A 13,974-nucleotide genomic window follows, 5' to 3' on the forward strand; every position below is an offset into this window, starting at 1 on the left:
ATGATTCCACAGCACAGTCATTGCAGGATATGTGGAAAAGCAATAAAATATGATGAGGATTTTTGCAGTGAAAAATGCAAAAGTGAATATGAAAATTATTTAAAGAAGAGGAGAAGACTACAGATAATATTCTACATCCTGATTTTCTTGGTAATTATAGTGTATATGTTCTTAATCATTAGCCAGAGGGGCTAGAGTAATTTCTTTCCATTTATTTCCACTTCACATATATCATTTCCACTGACTTTTGCGTCTAAATCAAGGAATTTCTTTAACAAAAATAATTCTGTTGTTGCATGATTGCTAATTTTCTTGCATTTAAAGCATGTTTTATATCCACTTATTGCAAGGAATGGTATGATTTGGTCAACCGCTTTTTCATCAAGGTCAACATTTGCATAAATTTCCTCAAGAATTTTTTTTGAAACAGATTCTCCTATTTCTTCCGCCCTCCTGCCCTTCTCCCCCAGGCAATCCGCCCCTAATATTTTTGGCTTGCTCCATAGAACAATTCCTACACCTGGAGAAATTGCCTCATATTTTTCAATTCTTATATTTTTTGGAAAATCCTTTATATTTTCTTCCACGGATTTCTTTATTCTTTCCGCTATTTGAACTGGAAGATTTGAAATATTAACAATTCCTTCTATTTCCTCAACTTTTTCATCAAAATAAATCGGCCTTATTTCTTTGCATGGCTTTATAATCACCTCTACCTTCCCTCCACCAGCGGGATAATACCCTCTTTTGTGCAATTTCCCGTATATTTCTATTCCCATTTTTCTAAGAATTTCAAGAAAAACATTTTTAAAATAATCCCAGGGAGGAGCCCACCTCACATCTGTCCCTCCCTTCAGAATCAATTTTGTTTCTTTTTCAGCAAAAATTGATGGAATTATGCATGCCTGCAAAACAAGGGCTATACTTCCAGCGGTTCCAACATCAAATTCGTATTCTCCTCCCTCAATTTCTCTAGGATAAAATTCTATTTCGCTTGAACCAATTTTTAATCCTTTAACATTTGCATTGCATATTTTTGAAACAGTTTCAATTGAAGCAATGTGCTGATTTCTCAGTCCTGGATTTGGTCTATTTGCCCTTATATTGAAAATTCTAACCGGCTTTTTTGTTATAGAGGAGAATGCTATGCTCATCCTCAACATCTGCCCTCCGCCTTCTCCATAACTTCCATCTATTTCAATCATTTTACCACAAAGCTTAAATTATTATATATTTATAATCCCATAGCGGGGTGGGGTAGTCAGGAAAACCCGTCGGGCTCATAACCCGAAGATCCGTGGTTCAAATCCACGCCCCGCTACTACATTACTTCTACTCCTTTCTTCAACTCTTTCTTGGCAACTCCCTTGCCCAACTTCTTCTCCATTTCTTTATAATATTCCATCATTTCTTCATCAACAGATGGATGAACTTCTTTCATAGCCCTCATGAAATGCTCTCTTGTTACTTCATTTGCATTTTCTCTCAATGCCATCATTCCTGCCTCCCTGCATATCGCTTCTATATCCGCTCCTACATATCCTTCCGCTATTCCCGCCAGCTCATCTATGCTAACATCTTTTGCAAGTGGCATATTTTTTGTATGTATCTTGAAAATGCTCTTCCTGGCTTCTTTATCTGGTATTCCTACAAGTACCAGTTCATCAAACCTCCCGGGGCGAAGGAGGGAGGGGTCAATTATATCTGGCCTGTTCGTTGCACCAATTATAACAACATCACTCATCTGCTCCAGCCCATCAATTGAAGTTAGAAGTTGATTTACAACAGTTTCAGTTACCCTTGTTCCTTCATGGCTCCCTCTTCTTGGAGCAATTGCATCTATTTCATCGAAAAATACTATTGATGGAGCGGTCTGCTTTGCCTTCTTGAATAACTCTCTTATTGCTTTCTCACTCTCACCCACCCATTTGCTGAAAATCTCTGGTCCTTTTACTGACAAAAAGTTTGCTTCACTTTCTGTCGCAACCGCTTTCGCAAGCAATGTTTTTCCTGTTCCTGGTGGGCCATAAAGCAAAATTCCTTTTGGTGGCCTGATTCCCATTTTTTTAAATGCTTCAGGATTTTTTAATGGCCATTCAACCGCTTCTCTTAATCTTTGCTTCACATCTTCAAGCCCGCCAATATCCTCCCACCTAACATTTGGAATTTCAATTAAAACTTCTCTCAGAGCGGATGGTTCAATCATCTTAAGGGCTTCTTTGAAATCATTCATCATAACAACCATTTTTTCAAGAACTTCAGTGGGAATTGGCTTATCAAGCTCTATCTCTGGCAAATACCTGCGCAATGCATTCATCGCCGCCTCCCTTGCAAGTGCTGCAAGATCCGCTCCAACAAATCCATGGGTTACATCAGCAAGTGCATCCAGATTTACATCTTCCGCAAGGGGCATGCCTCTTGTATGAATTTGAAGAATCTCCTTTCTGCCATCTCTGTCTGGAACTCCTATTTCAATTTCCCTGTCAAATCTTCCAGGGCGCCTTAAAGCGGGATCCAAAGAATCTGGCCTGTTTGTTGCCCCTATAACTATTACTTTTCCCCTTCCCTTTAATCCATCCATTAGAGTAAGCAATTGAGAAACGACTCTTCTTTCAACCTCACCATGCACTTCCTCTCTTTTGGGAGCAATTGCATCTATTTCATCAATGAAAATTATTGAGGGAGCATTTTTTTCCGCTTCCTCGAATGTCCTTCTCAAATTTTCCTCGCTCTGGCCATAAAATTTACTCATTATTTCAGGCCCATTTATTGTAAAGAAGCTTGCTCCAGATTCATTTGCAACAGCTTTTGCAATCAATGTTTTTCCTGTTCCTGGTGGGCCATAAAGCAATACTCCTTTTGGAGGATCTATTCCAAGCCTTTCAAAAAGCTCAGGATGTTTCAATGGCAATTCTATCATCTCTCTTATTTTCATTATTTCTTCATCAAGTCCTCCAATATCTTCATAGCTTATCTGTGGCAATTTAAGCAATTCTTCCTTTATCGGCTCTTCTTTGACTATAACACTTGTTTCATCCCCAATAACTACTAATCCTTTTGGCTCGGTTTTAACAACTCCAAATGGAAGGGAGTTACCAAAAAGAGCAATTCCTGGAACAATTATTGTATCTCCCGCAGTGAGTGGGCGTTTATAAAGCCCTCTCTTAACTATGCTCTCTATACCATGCCCAAATTGGATTCTCTGGCTCTGAGAAATTGCTGGGGCAATAACAACCTGGCTCGCTACCTTCACTTCCACTTTCCTTATTGTTACCTTATCCCCGATTCCAACTCTCGCATTTTTCCTCGTAAGATTGTCTATCCTTATTATTCCCTTCCCCTCATCAATGGGGCGGGCGCGCCAGACTATTGCTCCAGTTTTTCTTCCCCCTTCTATCTCAATTATGTCGCCTGGTGCAACATTTAGCTTCATTCTCGTTTCAGTATCGATTCTCGCTCTTCCCGCTCCTACATCCTGACTAAGGCCTTCAGCCACCCTAAGCACAACTTCATTCGTTTCCATCAGTTTTGATAATACAACACATATTAATTTCTTTTGCTGAATTTATGCAAGCTTTTTATTCCATTAAACCACAGGCACTATCAGGAATTAAATTTAAATAATAGAAAAACTTTCAAAATTACTTGATGAAAGAAGAGAATATTTTGCTGAATGTAGGAAAGAGAAAAATTGACTTTGAATCAATTCATTCAGATTCATCTTTTTACTAAACTGAATTTAGAGGTGTGTGAATAAAAATAACAAGGCAAGGTTTAGGAGCATGGAACTGCATTAGTTAATCTATAATATGGAGGTAAGAATTTCTTGGCACTGAAAGGCAAACAATAAGTTACATTTTTATATTCCTTCTTTATTGCTTTTCAATGACCACCGCATATGATGTGCCTGCAGAGCCATTGATAAAAAGGCTTGCAGAAAAACTCAAAAACGAGTTTAAAATAGCTCCGCCTGAGTGGGCTAAATGGATAAAGACAGGGATACATAAGGAAAGACCACCTGAAAATCCTGAATGGTGGTACATAAGAGTTGCTGCAATCCTGCGAAAAATTTATATGCGAGGGCCTATTGGAACATCTCGCTTGCGAGGGCTTTATGGAGGAAGGAGAGATAGAAGAAATGCACCATACAAGCATGTAAAGGGTAGCGGTTCAATAATAAGAAAAGCGCTTCAGCAATTAGAAGAGCAAGGACTTGTTGAGCAAGTAAAAGGAAAGGGAAGAAAAATAACACCTAAGGGGCAATCGCTTGTTGATAATACCGCCCATGAATTAGCGGAGGAGATAGGAAAACTTATATAGTAGATAGAGGTGATTTATAGTGGATGATACTGAAGAAATAAAGAGAAGAATGCTTGAGCAAATGCAAAGAGAAGCGGAAGAGGAGCAGAGAAGACAGATTGAAAAAGAGATATGGGAAGCTCAAAAAAGGAATTTATTGAAAATTTTGCTTGACGCAGATGCGAGGGCGAGATTAGAGAGAATAAGAATGGCTAAGCCGGAAGAAGCGGAATATATAGAAAACCAAATTATAAGGTTATATCAGATGGGAAAAATAAAAAATAGGATAAATGATGAGGTTTTGAAAATTTTAATATCTCATCTTATGCCAAAGAAAAGAGATATAAGTATAAGGAGGTTGTAAGATGGCAAAAAATAAACCAGCAGCAAAAAAAAGAAGATTGATGAAAGAAACAAAAAGCAATAGGCGTGTGCCCGCCTGGATAATAATAAAGACGAGCAGAAGGTTTCTACAGCACCCAAAAAGAAGACATTGGAGAAGGAGTAATTTAAAGAGGTGATTTTATGGAAGAAAAAATTTATACTGTGCCGTTGATTAAAACAAAAAATTTTTCCAGAGCTAAAAGAGCTAAAATTGCAATGAAGGAAATAAGAGAATTTTTGAAAAAACATACAAAAAATGATAATATTAAGATTGATAAAAGCGTGAATGAAGTTGTATGGGAAAGAGGAATAAAAAATCCCCCAAGCAAAATCAGATTAAAAGTTGTAAAAGTTGACGATACTGTATGGGCTTATACACCTGAGACAGAAATTAAAATTGAGGAAATTGAGAAGAAGAAGGAGAAGAAAGAGAAGAAGGAAGAGAAAGAGGAAAAGGAAGAGGAAAAGATGGAGGAAAAAGAGGAGAAGGGAGAAGAAGAGGAGAAAGAGAAAGTAGAGGAGGAAAAGCAGAGCCATGCTGAAAAGGATTGATTTTAACGGGAATTCATATTTGGGTATTTATTGTAAAGCAAATAATTTAGTAGCTTTTGTCCAACCCTTTCTTCCTGAAAAAACAAAAAAGGAAATTGAGGAAATTCTTAAAGTAAAAACTTTTGAGCTTACAATTGGAAGTAGCACAATAATTGGCTCTCTTTTAGCTATAAACTCAAATGCAATTGTTGTTACAGATTTCATAGAAAAAGAAGAAATGGAAATAATCGAGGATAAATTCGATGGAGAGATATTTATTTTGGAGGATAAATTTAATGCTGCTGGAAATAACATACTTGCAAATGATTATGGAGCAATTGTTCATCCCTTGATGGGAGAAGATACTATAAAAAAGCTGGAAAAGGTAATGGAAGTGGAAGTAAGGAAGGGGACAATAGCGGGATTAAATACTGTTGGAATGCTCGGATTAGCAACAAATAAAGGAGTGTTATGCCATCCAAAAATAAAGGAGGAGGAGAAAAAATTAATTGAAAAAGTGCTTGATGTGGAAGTAAATATCGGCACAGTAAATCATGGCATGCCATTTGTGGGGGCGGGGGCGGTGGCGAATAGGCATGGCGCAATTGTGGGGAGCGCCACAACAGGAATAGAGATGGGGAGGATTGAGGAAGCACTCCACCTTTCTAAAAATGAAGTATAAATATTAGAAATTGATATAGGAAGAATGAATGAAGAAGAGCTTAGGAGAAATATATATTTATTGCAGAGGCATCAGGAAGAGATTGAGAATACATATGCCCAAATTGAAGTTATTGAAAAAATGATAAATGAGTATAGGAGGACAATTGAGACACTTCAGGAGATTGCATCTACTGAAGGAGAGAAGGAAATTCTAATGCCATTGGGTGGGAATGTTTTTGCTTACACCAGTTTAAAGGATACAAAGAAAGTTATAATAAGTATAGGGGATAAAGTATTTATAGAGAAAACAACAAATGGGGCAATTGATTTTTTGAATAAAAAGATAGAGGAATTGATGAGAAGTGAAGAAAAATTGATAGCCCTTGTTGATGAATTAAGCCAGAGAATGGAGGAAATTTCAAAGAAAATAAAGAAAGAAGATGTTTCAGTTTCTTAAAAAAAAGTTAAAGAAAACAGAGGAAACAATTGAGGAAGAAAAGAAAAAAGGGTTAATTGGAATAAGCGAAAAGAAAATAGATGAATTGCTATGGCAAATCGAAATTGATTTAATTGAAGCGGATGTTGCATTTGAAGTTATAGAAGAAATTAAAAGGGAGATAAAAAATAGTTTGATAGGATTATCAAGGAGGGAGGCGAAGGAAGAAGTTGGGAAGATAATCAAAGATGCAATATATAAAATACTGAAGGAGAGCGAGGGAAACTTCTTTGAGGAAATTAAAAAATTTGAGAAGCCAGTGGTTATTTTATTTGTCGGAGTGAATGGCTCTGGAAAAACAACCGCAATAGCAAAACTTGCCTGGCAATTAAAAAATATGGGTTATAGTTGTGTAATTGCTGCATGCGATACTTTCAGGGCGGGGGCAATTGAACAGCTTGAAAGGCATGCTGAAAAGATAGGGGTTAAATTGATAAAGCATGATTTTGGCTCTGACCCAGCAGCTGTTGCTTATGATGCAATAGAGCATGCAAAAGCGAGGCATAAGGATTTTGTTTTAATTGACACAGCGGGAAGAATGCAGACAAATATAAACCTTATGGAAGAAATGAAGAAAATAAAGAGGGTTGCAAAGCCAAATCTTGTAATTTTTGTCGGTGATGCATTAGTTGGAAACGATGCTATAGAGCAGGCAAAGAAATTCAATGATGCAGTTGGAATAGATGGAGTGATATTATCAAAAGTAGATGCGGATGCAAAAGGAGGAGCATCAATCTCCATAGCATATTCAATAAAGAGGCCTCTTTATTTTATAGGTATCGGACAGAATTATGAAGAGCAAATGCCTTTTAATGCGGATTGGATGATAAAGAGGATATTTGAGGAGTAATTTATCTTTTAATTGACAATATTCCTCCAATGAAAGCGGGCAAAAGAATTGTTATTACATACCCACTTAAAGAAAGAGCTACTACTGATGCGCTATCAATTCCATAAAAAGAGAATAAATAGATGAGAGTGCTCTCCCTTGTTCCAAAACCAGCAATTGTTACTGGAATTATACCTATTAATGAAGCAACTGAATATATAATTACAAAATCAAGAAATGGAATTGAGATATTCATGGAAAGGGATATTATATATATTTGCAGGAATAAAATTAAATAGCTTAAAATCTCTATGAGAATTGTTAAAGAAAGAAAAATAAGGGAGGGAAAATTGTACACATAATCCAGGGAAATCCATGAGGAGAATCTTTCTGGTATTACAAATTTGAAAAAAGATAATATCTTTTTGCTATTTTTCTCAAATATGAAATATAGGAGGATAAATATGAGGGAAATAAAAAGGAAGGAAGGAAAAAGATAGGGAAATCTTTTGTAAATAAAAATGCTTCCAAAGAGGGCAAGAAAAATAAGGGATGCTAACTCAATAATTTGATCTATAAAAACATTTATAACACATGCAGAAATCGGCTTTTTGCTCTCTTCTCTAAGATAAGGAGCTCTTATATAATCTCCGAGCCAGAGAGGAGTTATGCTTCCATAGAATAAGCCGATAAGATTAATTTTTATTAAATAAAGATATCTTGCGTCTATACCTTGTTTTTTGCATATCATCATCCATTTATAAGTGCTTATGAAGAAGCGAGGTATGAAAAGAAGAGAAGAAATTAAAATTGCTTGAAAGGATATTTTCTTAAAAATTTCAAAAATTTCATTTATTCCAGTATCGTAAATAATATAAAAAAATAGAATTAATCCAAAAAATGGCAATATATTTTTTATATGATTCCATTTCATAGTGAAAAAAAGGATAAGTTTATAATATTTTTCTGATATATTTCTGTGAAATTTAGATATAAACTAACTCTTCTGCTGATTGCAATTTCACTTATTCCTTTGATTATTCTTCCCTATACACTATCTGAAAGAACTAAAGTGGAGATTAAAAAGCAAGCGGAGGAAAATATAGAAACAATGGTAAATATAAAATCTGATTTTTATAATCACATTTTTTTGGACTTTAGAAATAGAGTAGAGGCGATGGCTCAACTTATAGAGGAAAATTGGGGAAAAGGAAGCTATTATAATTTATCCTACATATATAGCAAAAATGGAAGCTATCCGGAGGAAATCAAAAATTTTGAATTTATAAAGCAGGCACTTGATATATTTGGTAAAGATAAGAACATAACTCTTATATATTTTGTATCAGAGAGTGGATTATGTTTTTTTAATAATGCGGAATTTTGTAAAAAATTGAAAGAGATGAGAGAAAGAGGAGAAGCAATTGATCCAAGGGAAAGACCATGGTATAAATTGGCAAAAGAAAAGAATTCAACAGTATGGACTCCTCTTTACATTGATTTAAACACTGGAAAACTTACAACAACAATCTCAACGCCTGTATTTTTAAACGGCGAGTTTTTTGGGGTGGCGGGCATAGATATTTTGTTTGAAACATTAAAGGAGGATATAATTGATATAAATTTTGCTGGAAATGGATATGCATTGCTGGTGGAGGAAAATGGCAATATTTTGGTGAGTCCAGAATATACTGAAGGAGGAAAAAAATGGAATGAAACTTTTGAGGAGTGGAATATTTTTGATATAAGCGGACTAAAGGAAATGGGAGAATATGTAAAAAATTTCTCTGCTGGAAGGAAAATTATAAAAATTAACAATGAAAATTATTATGCTTTTTCTCATCCAATCGAGGAAATTAAAGGTTCATTGATTTTTTTAATTAAGGAAGATATTCTCGCCCAGATTGTTGCCCAAAGGGAAATAGAATATATTTCAATGTTTTTTATTCTTCTCATAATAGTTATAGCGGTGGCTTTCATATTTTCAAGGAGTTTAACCAAGCCAATAGAAGAGCTTAGAGAAGTTACAAGAGAGGCGGGCAAGGGAAATCTTGATGTAAGGGCTAAAACAAAAGGAAAAGATGAGATATCAGAGCTTTCAAAAGATTTTAATAGAATGATGGAGGAATTGAGCATATATAATAAATCTCTCAGAGAATCAGAGGAAAAATATAGAGGAATATTTGATGAATCAATGGATGCAATCTATATCTCAACATATGAAGGAAAATTTGTTGACATAAATAATGCTGGGCTAAAGCTACTTGGCTATACCAGGGATGAAATTTTTAAGATAAATGTTGAAGAAATTTATGAAAAAAGAGAGGATAGGGAGAAATTTAAAAGAGAAATGGATAAAAGAGGTTTTTTAAAAAATTATGAAGTGAGATTGAAAAGAAAGGATGGAAGAATAATTGACTGCTTGATTTCCGCTGTAAAAATTGAAAAAGACGGCAAAATATATTATCAGGGAATAATAAAAGATATAACTGAATTGAAGGAAGCTAGGAAAATGCTTGAAATGTATAACTCTTTGATAAGACATGATATAGGAAACAGGAATCAAATTGCAGCGGGCTGTTTAGAATTGCTCGGGGAAAGTAAATTAAAAGATGAAGACAAAAAATTGCTTGACAAAGCATATGAAAATATAATGCAATCCCAGAAGCTTCTCTATAAATTGAGTTTGATAGGAAGGCTTGGAGAAAAAGAGCTTAAAAAGATTAGCTTGGATAATGCAATAGAAAAAAGTATAGAATTTCATAAAAATGTTGCAAATGAAAAGGGAATAAAAATTTCTTTCAAAAAGAAAAATGCTTATGTTATTGCGGATGAGTTGCTGGAAAATGTATTTTCAAACTTTATAGAGAATTCAATAAATCATTCAAATTGCAAAAATATTGAAATATCAATTGATGAAAATAATGGCTATTATATTGTAAGAATAAAAGATGATGGGAAAGGAATAAGTGAGGATGTTGCAAAAAGAATATTTGAATTTGGAGTAAAGGGTAAAGAAAGCAAGGGAAGCGGGCTCGGCCTGCATCTCTCAAAGATTATTGTTGAGGGATATGGGGGAAAAATAGTTCTAAAAAATGCAAAAAATGCGGAATTTGAAATATATCTCAAGAAAGCGGCTAACTATTAATTATTTATGAGAGAAAATTCCTGTTAAGCCATCTTTTCTTTCAATTCTTACAAATCCAAATCTCTCAAATTGAATAATTTCTCCGTCTTTTAGCAATTCAACATTTTTCTCCGCATATCCATGAACTATTTTTAGGCTATCTTTATCAAATTCATCGTCTTTAAATGGCAAAAGAGGAACCATTACTTTCATTTCTATCCTTTCCTCGCTCACCCACTGTATCTTTTCTATTCCTTCAATTATTTTTTCTCCCGCAAATCTTCCCCGCAAATATTCATTTTTCTTTTCAATTTTTACATTATACAAATCTTTTAATCTTATGATATCTCCTTCCTTTATTTTCAAAGCATCTTCTTTTGGTATATAAAATATTTTTCCAATTGATATTTTTCTTTTCCCCATATCAATGGAAGGATGATTTTTCAACTCTACTTCTTTCTCAATCCCATCTTCAACAAAAAGCTTAACTGGCTCTGGAACAAAGAAATATCTTTTTGCTTTTGGATCAAGATTTTTTCTGTTTATTGCTTCTATATTTTCAAATACAACCATTCCTTCCGATTTAGAAACACCCTGAGAAAGAACAAATTCTCTTATTGTTTCAGGCAATATACCTCTCCTCTTTAAACCAATAAGGGTTGGCAGGCGTGGATCATCCCATCCCATAACAATTTTATTTTCTATTAATGGTTTTATCTTCCTTTTTGAAACAGGCATCCCTTTTATTTCAAGACGGGAGAATTCCATTAAATGGGGTTTTCTCAGACCAAGGCAATCAAGTATGTAAAAATATACCTCATCTCTCAATTCATATTCCTTGCTTCTGAAAGGATGTGTTACCCCTGATAAAGAATCCTCAACCGCTCCATAAAAATCATATGTTGGCCATATTCTAAACCTGTTTCCATGTATTGGATGAGGATGCTCTATTATCCTAAATAAAACAGGATCTCTCATTGCGGTATTAAGGGATTTCATATCTCCCTTTAACCTTATAGTTGCCTCCCCTTCTTTCATTCCCCTGAAATCTTCCCATGAAAAATTACCTCTTATCCTGCATTCACATTCCTTACCAATTGCCCTGTTTTCCCTTACTTTTTCCTCACTGCAAGTACATATATATGCATTTCCCTCATAAAGCATTTTCTTAACCAATTCATAATGCTTTGGCAGATTATCAGAAGTTCTATATTCCTTATCCCATTCTATACCAAGCCATTTCAAATCCTCTTTCTGGGCATCATAGAATTCCTTTCTTTCATTCACTGGATTTGTATCATCGAACCTAAGAATAAATGTTCCTTCATAAATTCTGGCATATTCATAATCAACAAAAGCAGCTTTTGCATGCCCTATATGCAAGTAGCCATTCGGCTCGGGCGGGAAGCGCGTAACAACTTCCCCCTTTTTTGCAAAGGGAAGGGGTGGTAACTTTTTTTCTTCTTTCGCTTTCTCCTTTTTAATTTCTTCCAAACCCATTCTTTCAATTTCTTCTCTTTGTTCGTCAGGGCTTAAAGTATTTACTTCCTCAACAATTCTTCTTACAATTGGTATTATTTCTTTTGCATCCACCCCAGCTTCTGCAATAACCTTTCCAATAACTACTTTGAAATCCGCTTTCCCGAATTTTATTGCATTTATTAAAGCATGTTTTTTTGCAATTTCTTCTATGTTCATTTTTCTCTCTTTACCGCAAATTCAGCAATCTCAATTAACCTCTTTTTTTCTTCGCTATTCTTAATCTTTTCCAAAGCTCTTTTTGCTTTTTCTACATAACTAAAAGCCATATTTTTCGCATAATCTATTGCCCCTATTTCTTCCAGAAATGAGATTGCTTTTTTAACATCTTCCTCACTTTCTTTCCCGTAATTTTTAAGTAACCTTTCCCTGTCCTTTTTATATGCATAGATATACAGTATTGTTTTCTTCCCCCTCCTTATATCACTTCCAACTGGCTTACCTATATTCTTTCCAATAACATCAAGGCAATCATCCCATATTTGAAATGCCATTCCAAGATTGAGACCATAATTTCTCAAAGCTTCTATCTCCTTTTCCTTAGCCCTTCCAATGATTGCACCTCCCATGCTTGCATGCTCAAACATTTTTGCTGTTTTTTTCTCAATCATTTCAAGAAATTTTTTTTCATCAACATATTCCATCTTTTCAAAGCTCATATCCATATCCTGCCCCTCACAAATTTCTTTTGCCATTATCGCAAGATTTCTTAAAATTCTCTTTGCAATTTTATCATTTTCTATCTGACTTGCTATTTCAAAAGATTTTGCGAATAATGCATCGCCCGCCATTATTGCAGTATTCTCTCCAAATAATTTATGAACTGTTGGCTTTCCTCTCCTTTCCTCATCCTTATCCATTATATCGTCATGTATGAGAGTAAAGGTATGGATTAGCTCAAGAGCAACTCCAAAGGGAATTGTATCCTCCCCTCTCCCTCCGACCGCCTCACAGGAAATGAAGGCAATTATAGGGCGTAATCTTTTACCTCCCGCAAATGGCAAATGCTTGACCGCATCATACAAATTTTTTGGCTCCATTTCATAAAGATAATTCTCTATTCCCTTATCAATAGCAATTCTTATTTCCTCTAAATACTCCATATTTCCACCTCCCTCAATTCCTCAATATTTTTGCAACCTGTCAAAAATAATGAGAAAAGGAGGGATTTTCTAAAAATTTCCATCTTTTCTTCCATTGATTTGCTTTTTAAGATAGCACTTGCTACGCCCGCACAATCCGCACCCAATGCAATGGATTTTGCAACATCAAGCCCGTGCTTTATTCCTCCTGTAGCAATTATTTCAATACCCGCATCTCTGCATATTTCAGATATTTCAATCAAACAATAAGGAGTTGGAATTCCCCAGTCCCAGAATATTTTCCCTATTTCTTCCTGTATCCTGTCCTTGATTTTCCTCGCCCTGTAGCTTTCAACCGCTGAAAAAGAAGTTCCTCCCGCTCCTCCTACATCTATTCCAACTATATCCGTGTCAAGCAATTTTTCAACAACTTTTCTTGATATACCCGCTCCTGTTTCTTTTACAATAACTGGCTTATCAAGAGAGGATGAAATCTCTTTTATCATATTCAAGCATCCTTTCGCATTTCTATCACCTTCTGGCTGAATCACTTCCTGCAAAAAATTAAGATGGACTGCAAGCACATGAGCATCTATCATCTCTATTGCCTTATTTGCTTTCTCCACCGCATCCTTCCATTCAAGTAGCTGGGGGGCACCAATATTTGCAATTCTTAGAGGAATGCGATAATTCTTCACAACACTATAGCTTTCCACAAGCCCCGCATCTTCCAGGCCAGCCCTCTGCGAACCAACTCCCATGCCGATGCCGAATTTTTCCGCAATTCTTGCCAACCCTTCATTTATTTTTTTTGCTTCTTCAAAACCACCTGTCATTCCCGCAATTATTAAAGGCATTGACAATTTTTTTCCAAAGATCTCTGTTGAGAGGTCTATTTCGTCTATATTTATCTCAGGCAATGCATTATGGAGCAACATGAAGTCATCCCAATAATTGTATGAATGCGTGACATCTTCTTCCATCACTATTTCCAGATGTTCTTTCTTCCTGTTTTTCATCTTTC

The 13,974-nt window shown here is 35.3% G+C and carries 15 protein-coding genes and 1 tRNA gene; 10 read left to right on the top strand and 6 right to left on the bottom strand.

Annotated features, from left to right (window positions below; genetic code table 11):
• Positions 1 to 195 carry a DUF2116 family Zn-ribbon domain-containing protein gene (locus H5T44_02740; GenBank protein ID MBC7081150.1) on the top strand — a complete coding sequence of 65 codons (195 nt, stop codon included), beginning with the start codon at positions 1 to 3 and terminating at the stop codon, positions 193 to 195.
• Here H5T44_02740 and H5T44_02745 read toward each other — a convergent pair.
• On the bottom strand, positions 192 to 1,205 hold the full coding sequence (locus H5T44_02745) for an RNA 3'-terminal phosphate cyclase (protein MBC7081151.1): 1,014 nt from the start codon (positions 1,203 to 1,205) through the stop codon (positions 192 to 194). The genes H5T44_02740 and H5T44_02745 overlap by 4 nt on opposite strands.
• Positions 1,206 to 1,246: 41 nt before the next feature.
• On the opposite strand from H5T44_02745, the gene H5T44_02750 reads away from it, so the two are divergent.
• Positions 1,247 to 1,321, top strand: a tRNA-Met gene (locus H5T44_02750).
• On the opposite strand, the gene H5T44_02755 is transcribed toward H5T44_02750, so the two are convergent.
• Positions 1,322 to 3,523, bottom strand: a complete 2,202-nt coding sequence (locus H5T44_02755; GenBank protein ID MBC7081152.1) for a CDC48 family AAA ATPase — start codon at positions 3,521 to 3,523, stop codon at positions 1,322 to 1,324.
• Positions 3,524 to 3,885: 362 nt separating this feature from the next.
• On the opposite strand from H5T44_02755, the gene H5T44_02760 reads away from it, so the two are divergent.
• The 7 genes from H5T44_02760 to ftsY are packed head-to-tail and all read left to right on the top strand — an operon-like array spanning position 3,886 to position 7,223.
• Positions 3,886 to 4,320 carry a 30S ribosomal protein S19e gene (locus tag H5T44_02760; protein ID MBC7081153.1) on the top strand — a complete coding sequence of 145 codons (435 nt, stop codon included), beginning with the start codon at positions 3,886 to 3,888 and terminating at the stop codon, positions 4,318 to 4,320.
• Positions 4,321 to 4,369: 49 nt separating this feature from the next.
• Positions 4,370 to 4,663, top strand: coding sequence for a hypothetical protein (locus H5T44_02765; protein ID MBC7081154.1), 294 nt, complete (start codon positions 4,370 to 4,372; stop codon positions 4,661 to 4,663).
• 1 nt (position 4,664) lies between these two features.
• A complete protein-coding gene (locus H5T44_02770; protein MBC7081155.1) occupies positions 4,665 to 4,820 on the top strand; it encodes a 50S ribosomal protein L39e in 156 nt (51 codons plus the stop codon).
• Between the two features lie 4 nt (positions 4,821 to 4,824).
• A complete protein-coding gene (locus tag H5T44_02775) occupies positions 4,825 to 5,235 on the top strand; it encodes a 50S ribosomal protein L31e (protein ID MBC7081156.1) in 411 nt (136 codons plus the stop codon).
• Positions 5,219 to 5,896 carry a translation initiation factor IF-6 gene (locus H5T44_02780; GenBank protein MBC7081157.1) on the top strand — a complete coding sequence of 226 codons (678 nt, stop codon included), beginning with the start codon at positions 5,219 to 5,221 and terminating at the stop codon, positions 5,894 to 5,896. Before H5T44_02775 ends, H5T44_02780 begins: the two co-directional genes overlap by 17 nt.
• Before the next feature lie 24 nt (positions 5,897 to 5,920).
• Entirely contained in the window at positions 5,921 to 6,334 is a 414-nt protein-coding gene (gene pfdA, locus H5T44_02785) for a prefoldin subunit alpha (GenBank protein MBC7081158.1), read from the top strand.
• Positions 6,318 to 7,223: a signal recognition particle-docking protein FtsY gene (gene ftsY, locus H5T44_02790; protein MBC7081159.1), complete on the top strand. Its 906-nt coding sequence runs from the start codon at positions 6,318 to 6,320 to the stop codon at positions 7,221 to 7,223. The genes pfdA and ftsY overlap by 17 nt, the downstream gene beginning before the upstream one ends.
• 1 nt (position 7,224) lies before the next feature.
• Here the strand turns inward: ftsY and H5T44_02795 are convergent, their stop codons facing one another.
• Positions 7,225 to 8,136 (bottom strand): flippase-like domain-containing protein, encoded by a 912-nt coding sequence (locus tag H5T44_02795; protein ID MBC7081160.1) that lies wholly within the window; start codon positions 8,134 to 8,136, stop codon positions 7,225 to 7,227.
• Positions 8,137 to 8,181: 45 nt separating this feature from the next.
• Here H5T44_02795 and H5T44_02800 point away from each other — a divergent pair, with 45 nt between their 5' ends.
• Entirely contained in the window at positions 8,182 to 10,350 is a 2,169-nt protein-coding gene (locus H5T44_02800; protein ID MBC7081161.1) for a PAS domain S-box protein, read from the top strand.
• On the opposite strand, the gene H5T44_02805 is transcribed toward H5T44_02800, so the two are convergent.
• Genes H5T44_02805 through H5T44_02815 form a run of 3 tightly spaced genes read right to left on the bottom strand, consistent with a single transcriptional unit; the run spans position 10,351 to position 13,969 of the window.
• Positions 10,351 to 12,027, bottom strand: coding sequence for a glutamate--tRNA ligase (locus tag H5T44_02805; protein MBC7081162.1), 1,677 nt, complete (start codon positions 12,025 to 12,027; stop codon positions 10,351 to 10,353). It abuts the gene before it with no gap.
• The gene (locus tag H5T44_02810; GenBank protein MBC7081163.1) at positions 12,024 to 12,971 is read right to left on the bottom strand and encodes a polyprenyl synthetase family protein; all 948 of its coding nucleotides are present in this window, start codon (positions 12,969 to 12,971) and stop codon (positions 12,024 to 12,026) included. Before H5T44_02810 ends, H5T44_02805 begins: the two co-directional genes overlap by 4 nt.
• Entirely contained in the window at positions 12,959 to 13,969 is a 1,011-nt protein-coding gene (locus H5T44_02815) for a type 2 isopentenyl-diphosphate Delta-isomerase (GenBank protein ID MBC7081164.1), read from the bottom strand. The genes H5T44_02810 and H5T44_02815 overlap by 13 nt, the downstream gene beginning before the upstream one ends.
• Between the last annotated feature and the right edge of the window lie 5 nt (positions 13,970 to 13,974).

It is taken from the genome of Thermoplasmatales archaeon (genome assembly GCA_014361195.1).
Taxonomy (GTDB): Archaea; Thermoplasmatota; E2; order UBA202; family JdFR-43; genus JACIWB01.

Coding starts and splice junctions, on each gene's coding strand:
- H5T44_02740 (MBC7081150.1), top strand. CDS start 1: ATGATTCCACAGCACAGTCATTGCAGGATATGTGGAAAAGCAATAAAA.
- H5T44_02745 (MBC7081151.1), bottom strand. CDS start 1,205: ATGATTGAAATAGATGGAAGTTATGGAGAAGGCGGAGGGCAGATGTTG.
- H5T44_02755 (MBC7081152.1), bottom strand. CDS start 3,523: ATGGAAACGAATGAAGTTGTGCTTAGGGTGGCTGAAGGCCTTAGTCAG.
- H5T44_02760 (MBC7081153.1), top strand. CDS start 3,886: ATGACCACCGCATATGATGTGCCTGCAGAGCCATTGATAAAAAGGCTT.
- H5T44_02765 (MBC7081154.1), top strand. CDS start 4,370: ATGCTTGAGCAAATGCAAAGAGAAGCGGAAGAGGAGCAGAGAAGACAG.
- H5T44_02770 (MBC7081155.1), top strand. CDS start 4,665: ATGGCAAAAAATAAACCAGCAGCAAAAAAAAGAAGATTGATGAAAGAA.
- H5T44_02775 (MBC7081156.1), top strand. CDS start 4,825: ATGGAAGAAAAAATTTATACTGTGCCGTTGATTAAAACAAAAAATTTT.
- H5T44_02780 (MBC7081157.1), top strand. CDS start 5,219: ATGCTGAAAAGGATTGATTTTAACGGGAATTCATATTTGGGTATTTAT.
- pfdA (MBC7081158.1), top strand. CDS start 5,921: ATGAATGAAGAAGAGCTTAGGAGAAATATATATTTATTGCAGAGGCAT.
- ftsY (MBC7081159.1), top strand. CDS start 6,318: ATGTTTCAGTTTCTTAAAAAAAAGTTAAAGAAAACAGAGGAAACAATT.
- H5T44_02795 (MBC7081160.1), bottom strand. CDS start 8,136: ATGAAATGGAATCATATAAAAAATATATTGCCATTTTTTGGATTAATT.
- H5T44_02805 (MBC7081162.1), bottom strand. CDS start 12,027: ATGAACATAGAAGAAATTGCAAAAAAACATGCTTTAATAAATGCAATA.
- H5T44_02810 (MBC7081163.1), bottom strand. CDS start 12,971: ATGGAGTATTTAGAGGAAATAAGAATTGCTATTGATAAGGGAATAGAG.
- H5T44_02815 (MBC7081164.1), bottom strand. CDS start 13,969: ATGAAAAACAGGAAGAAAGAACATCTGGAAATAGTGATGGAAGAAGAT.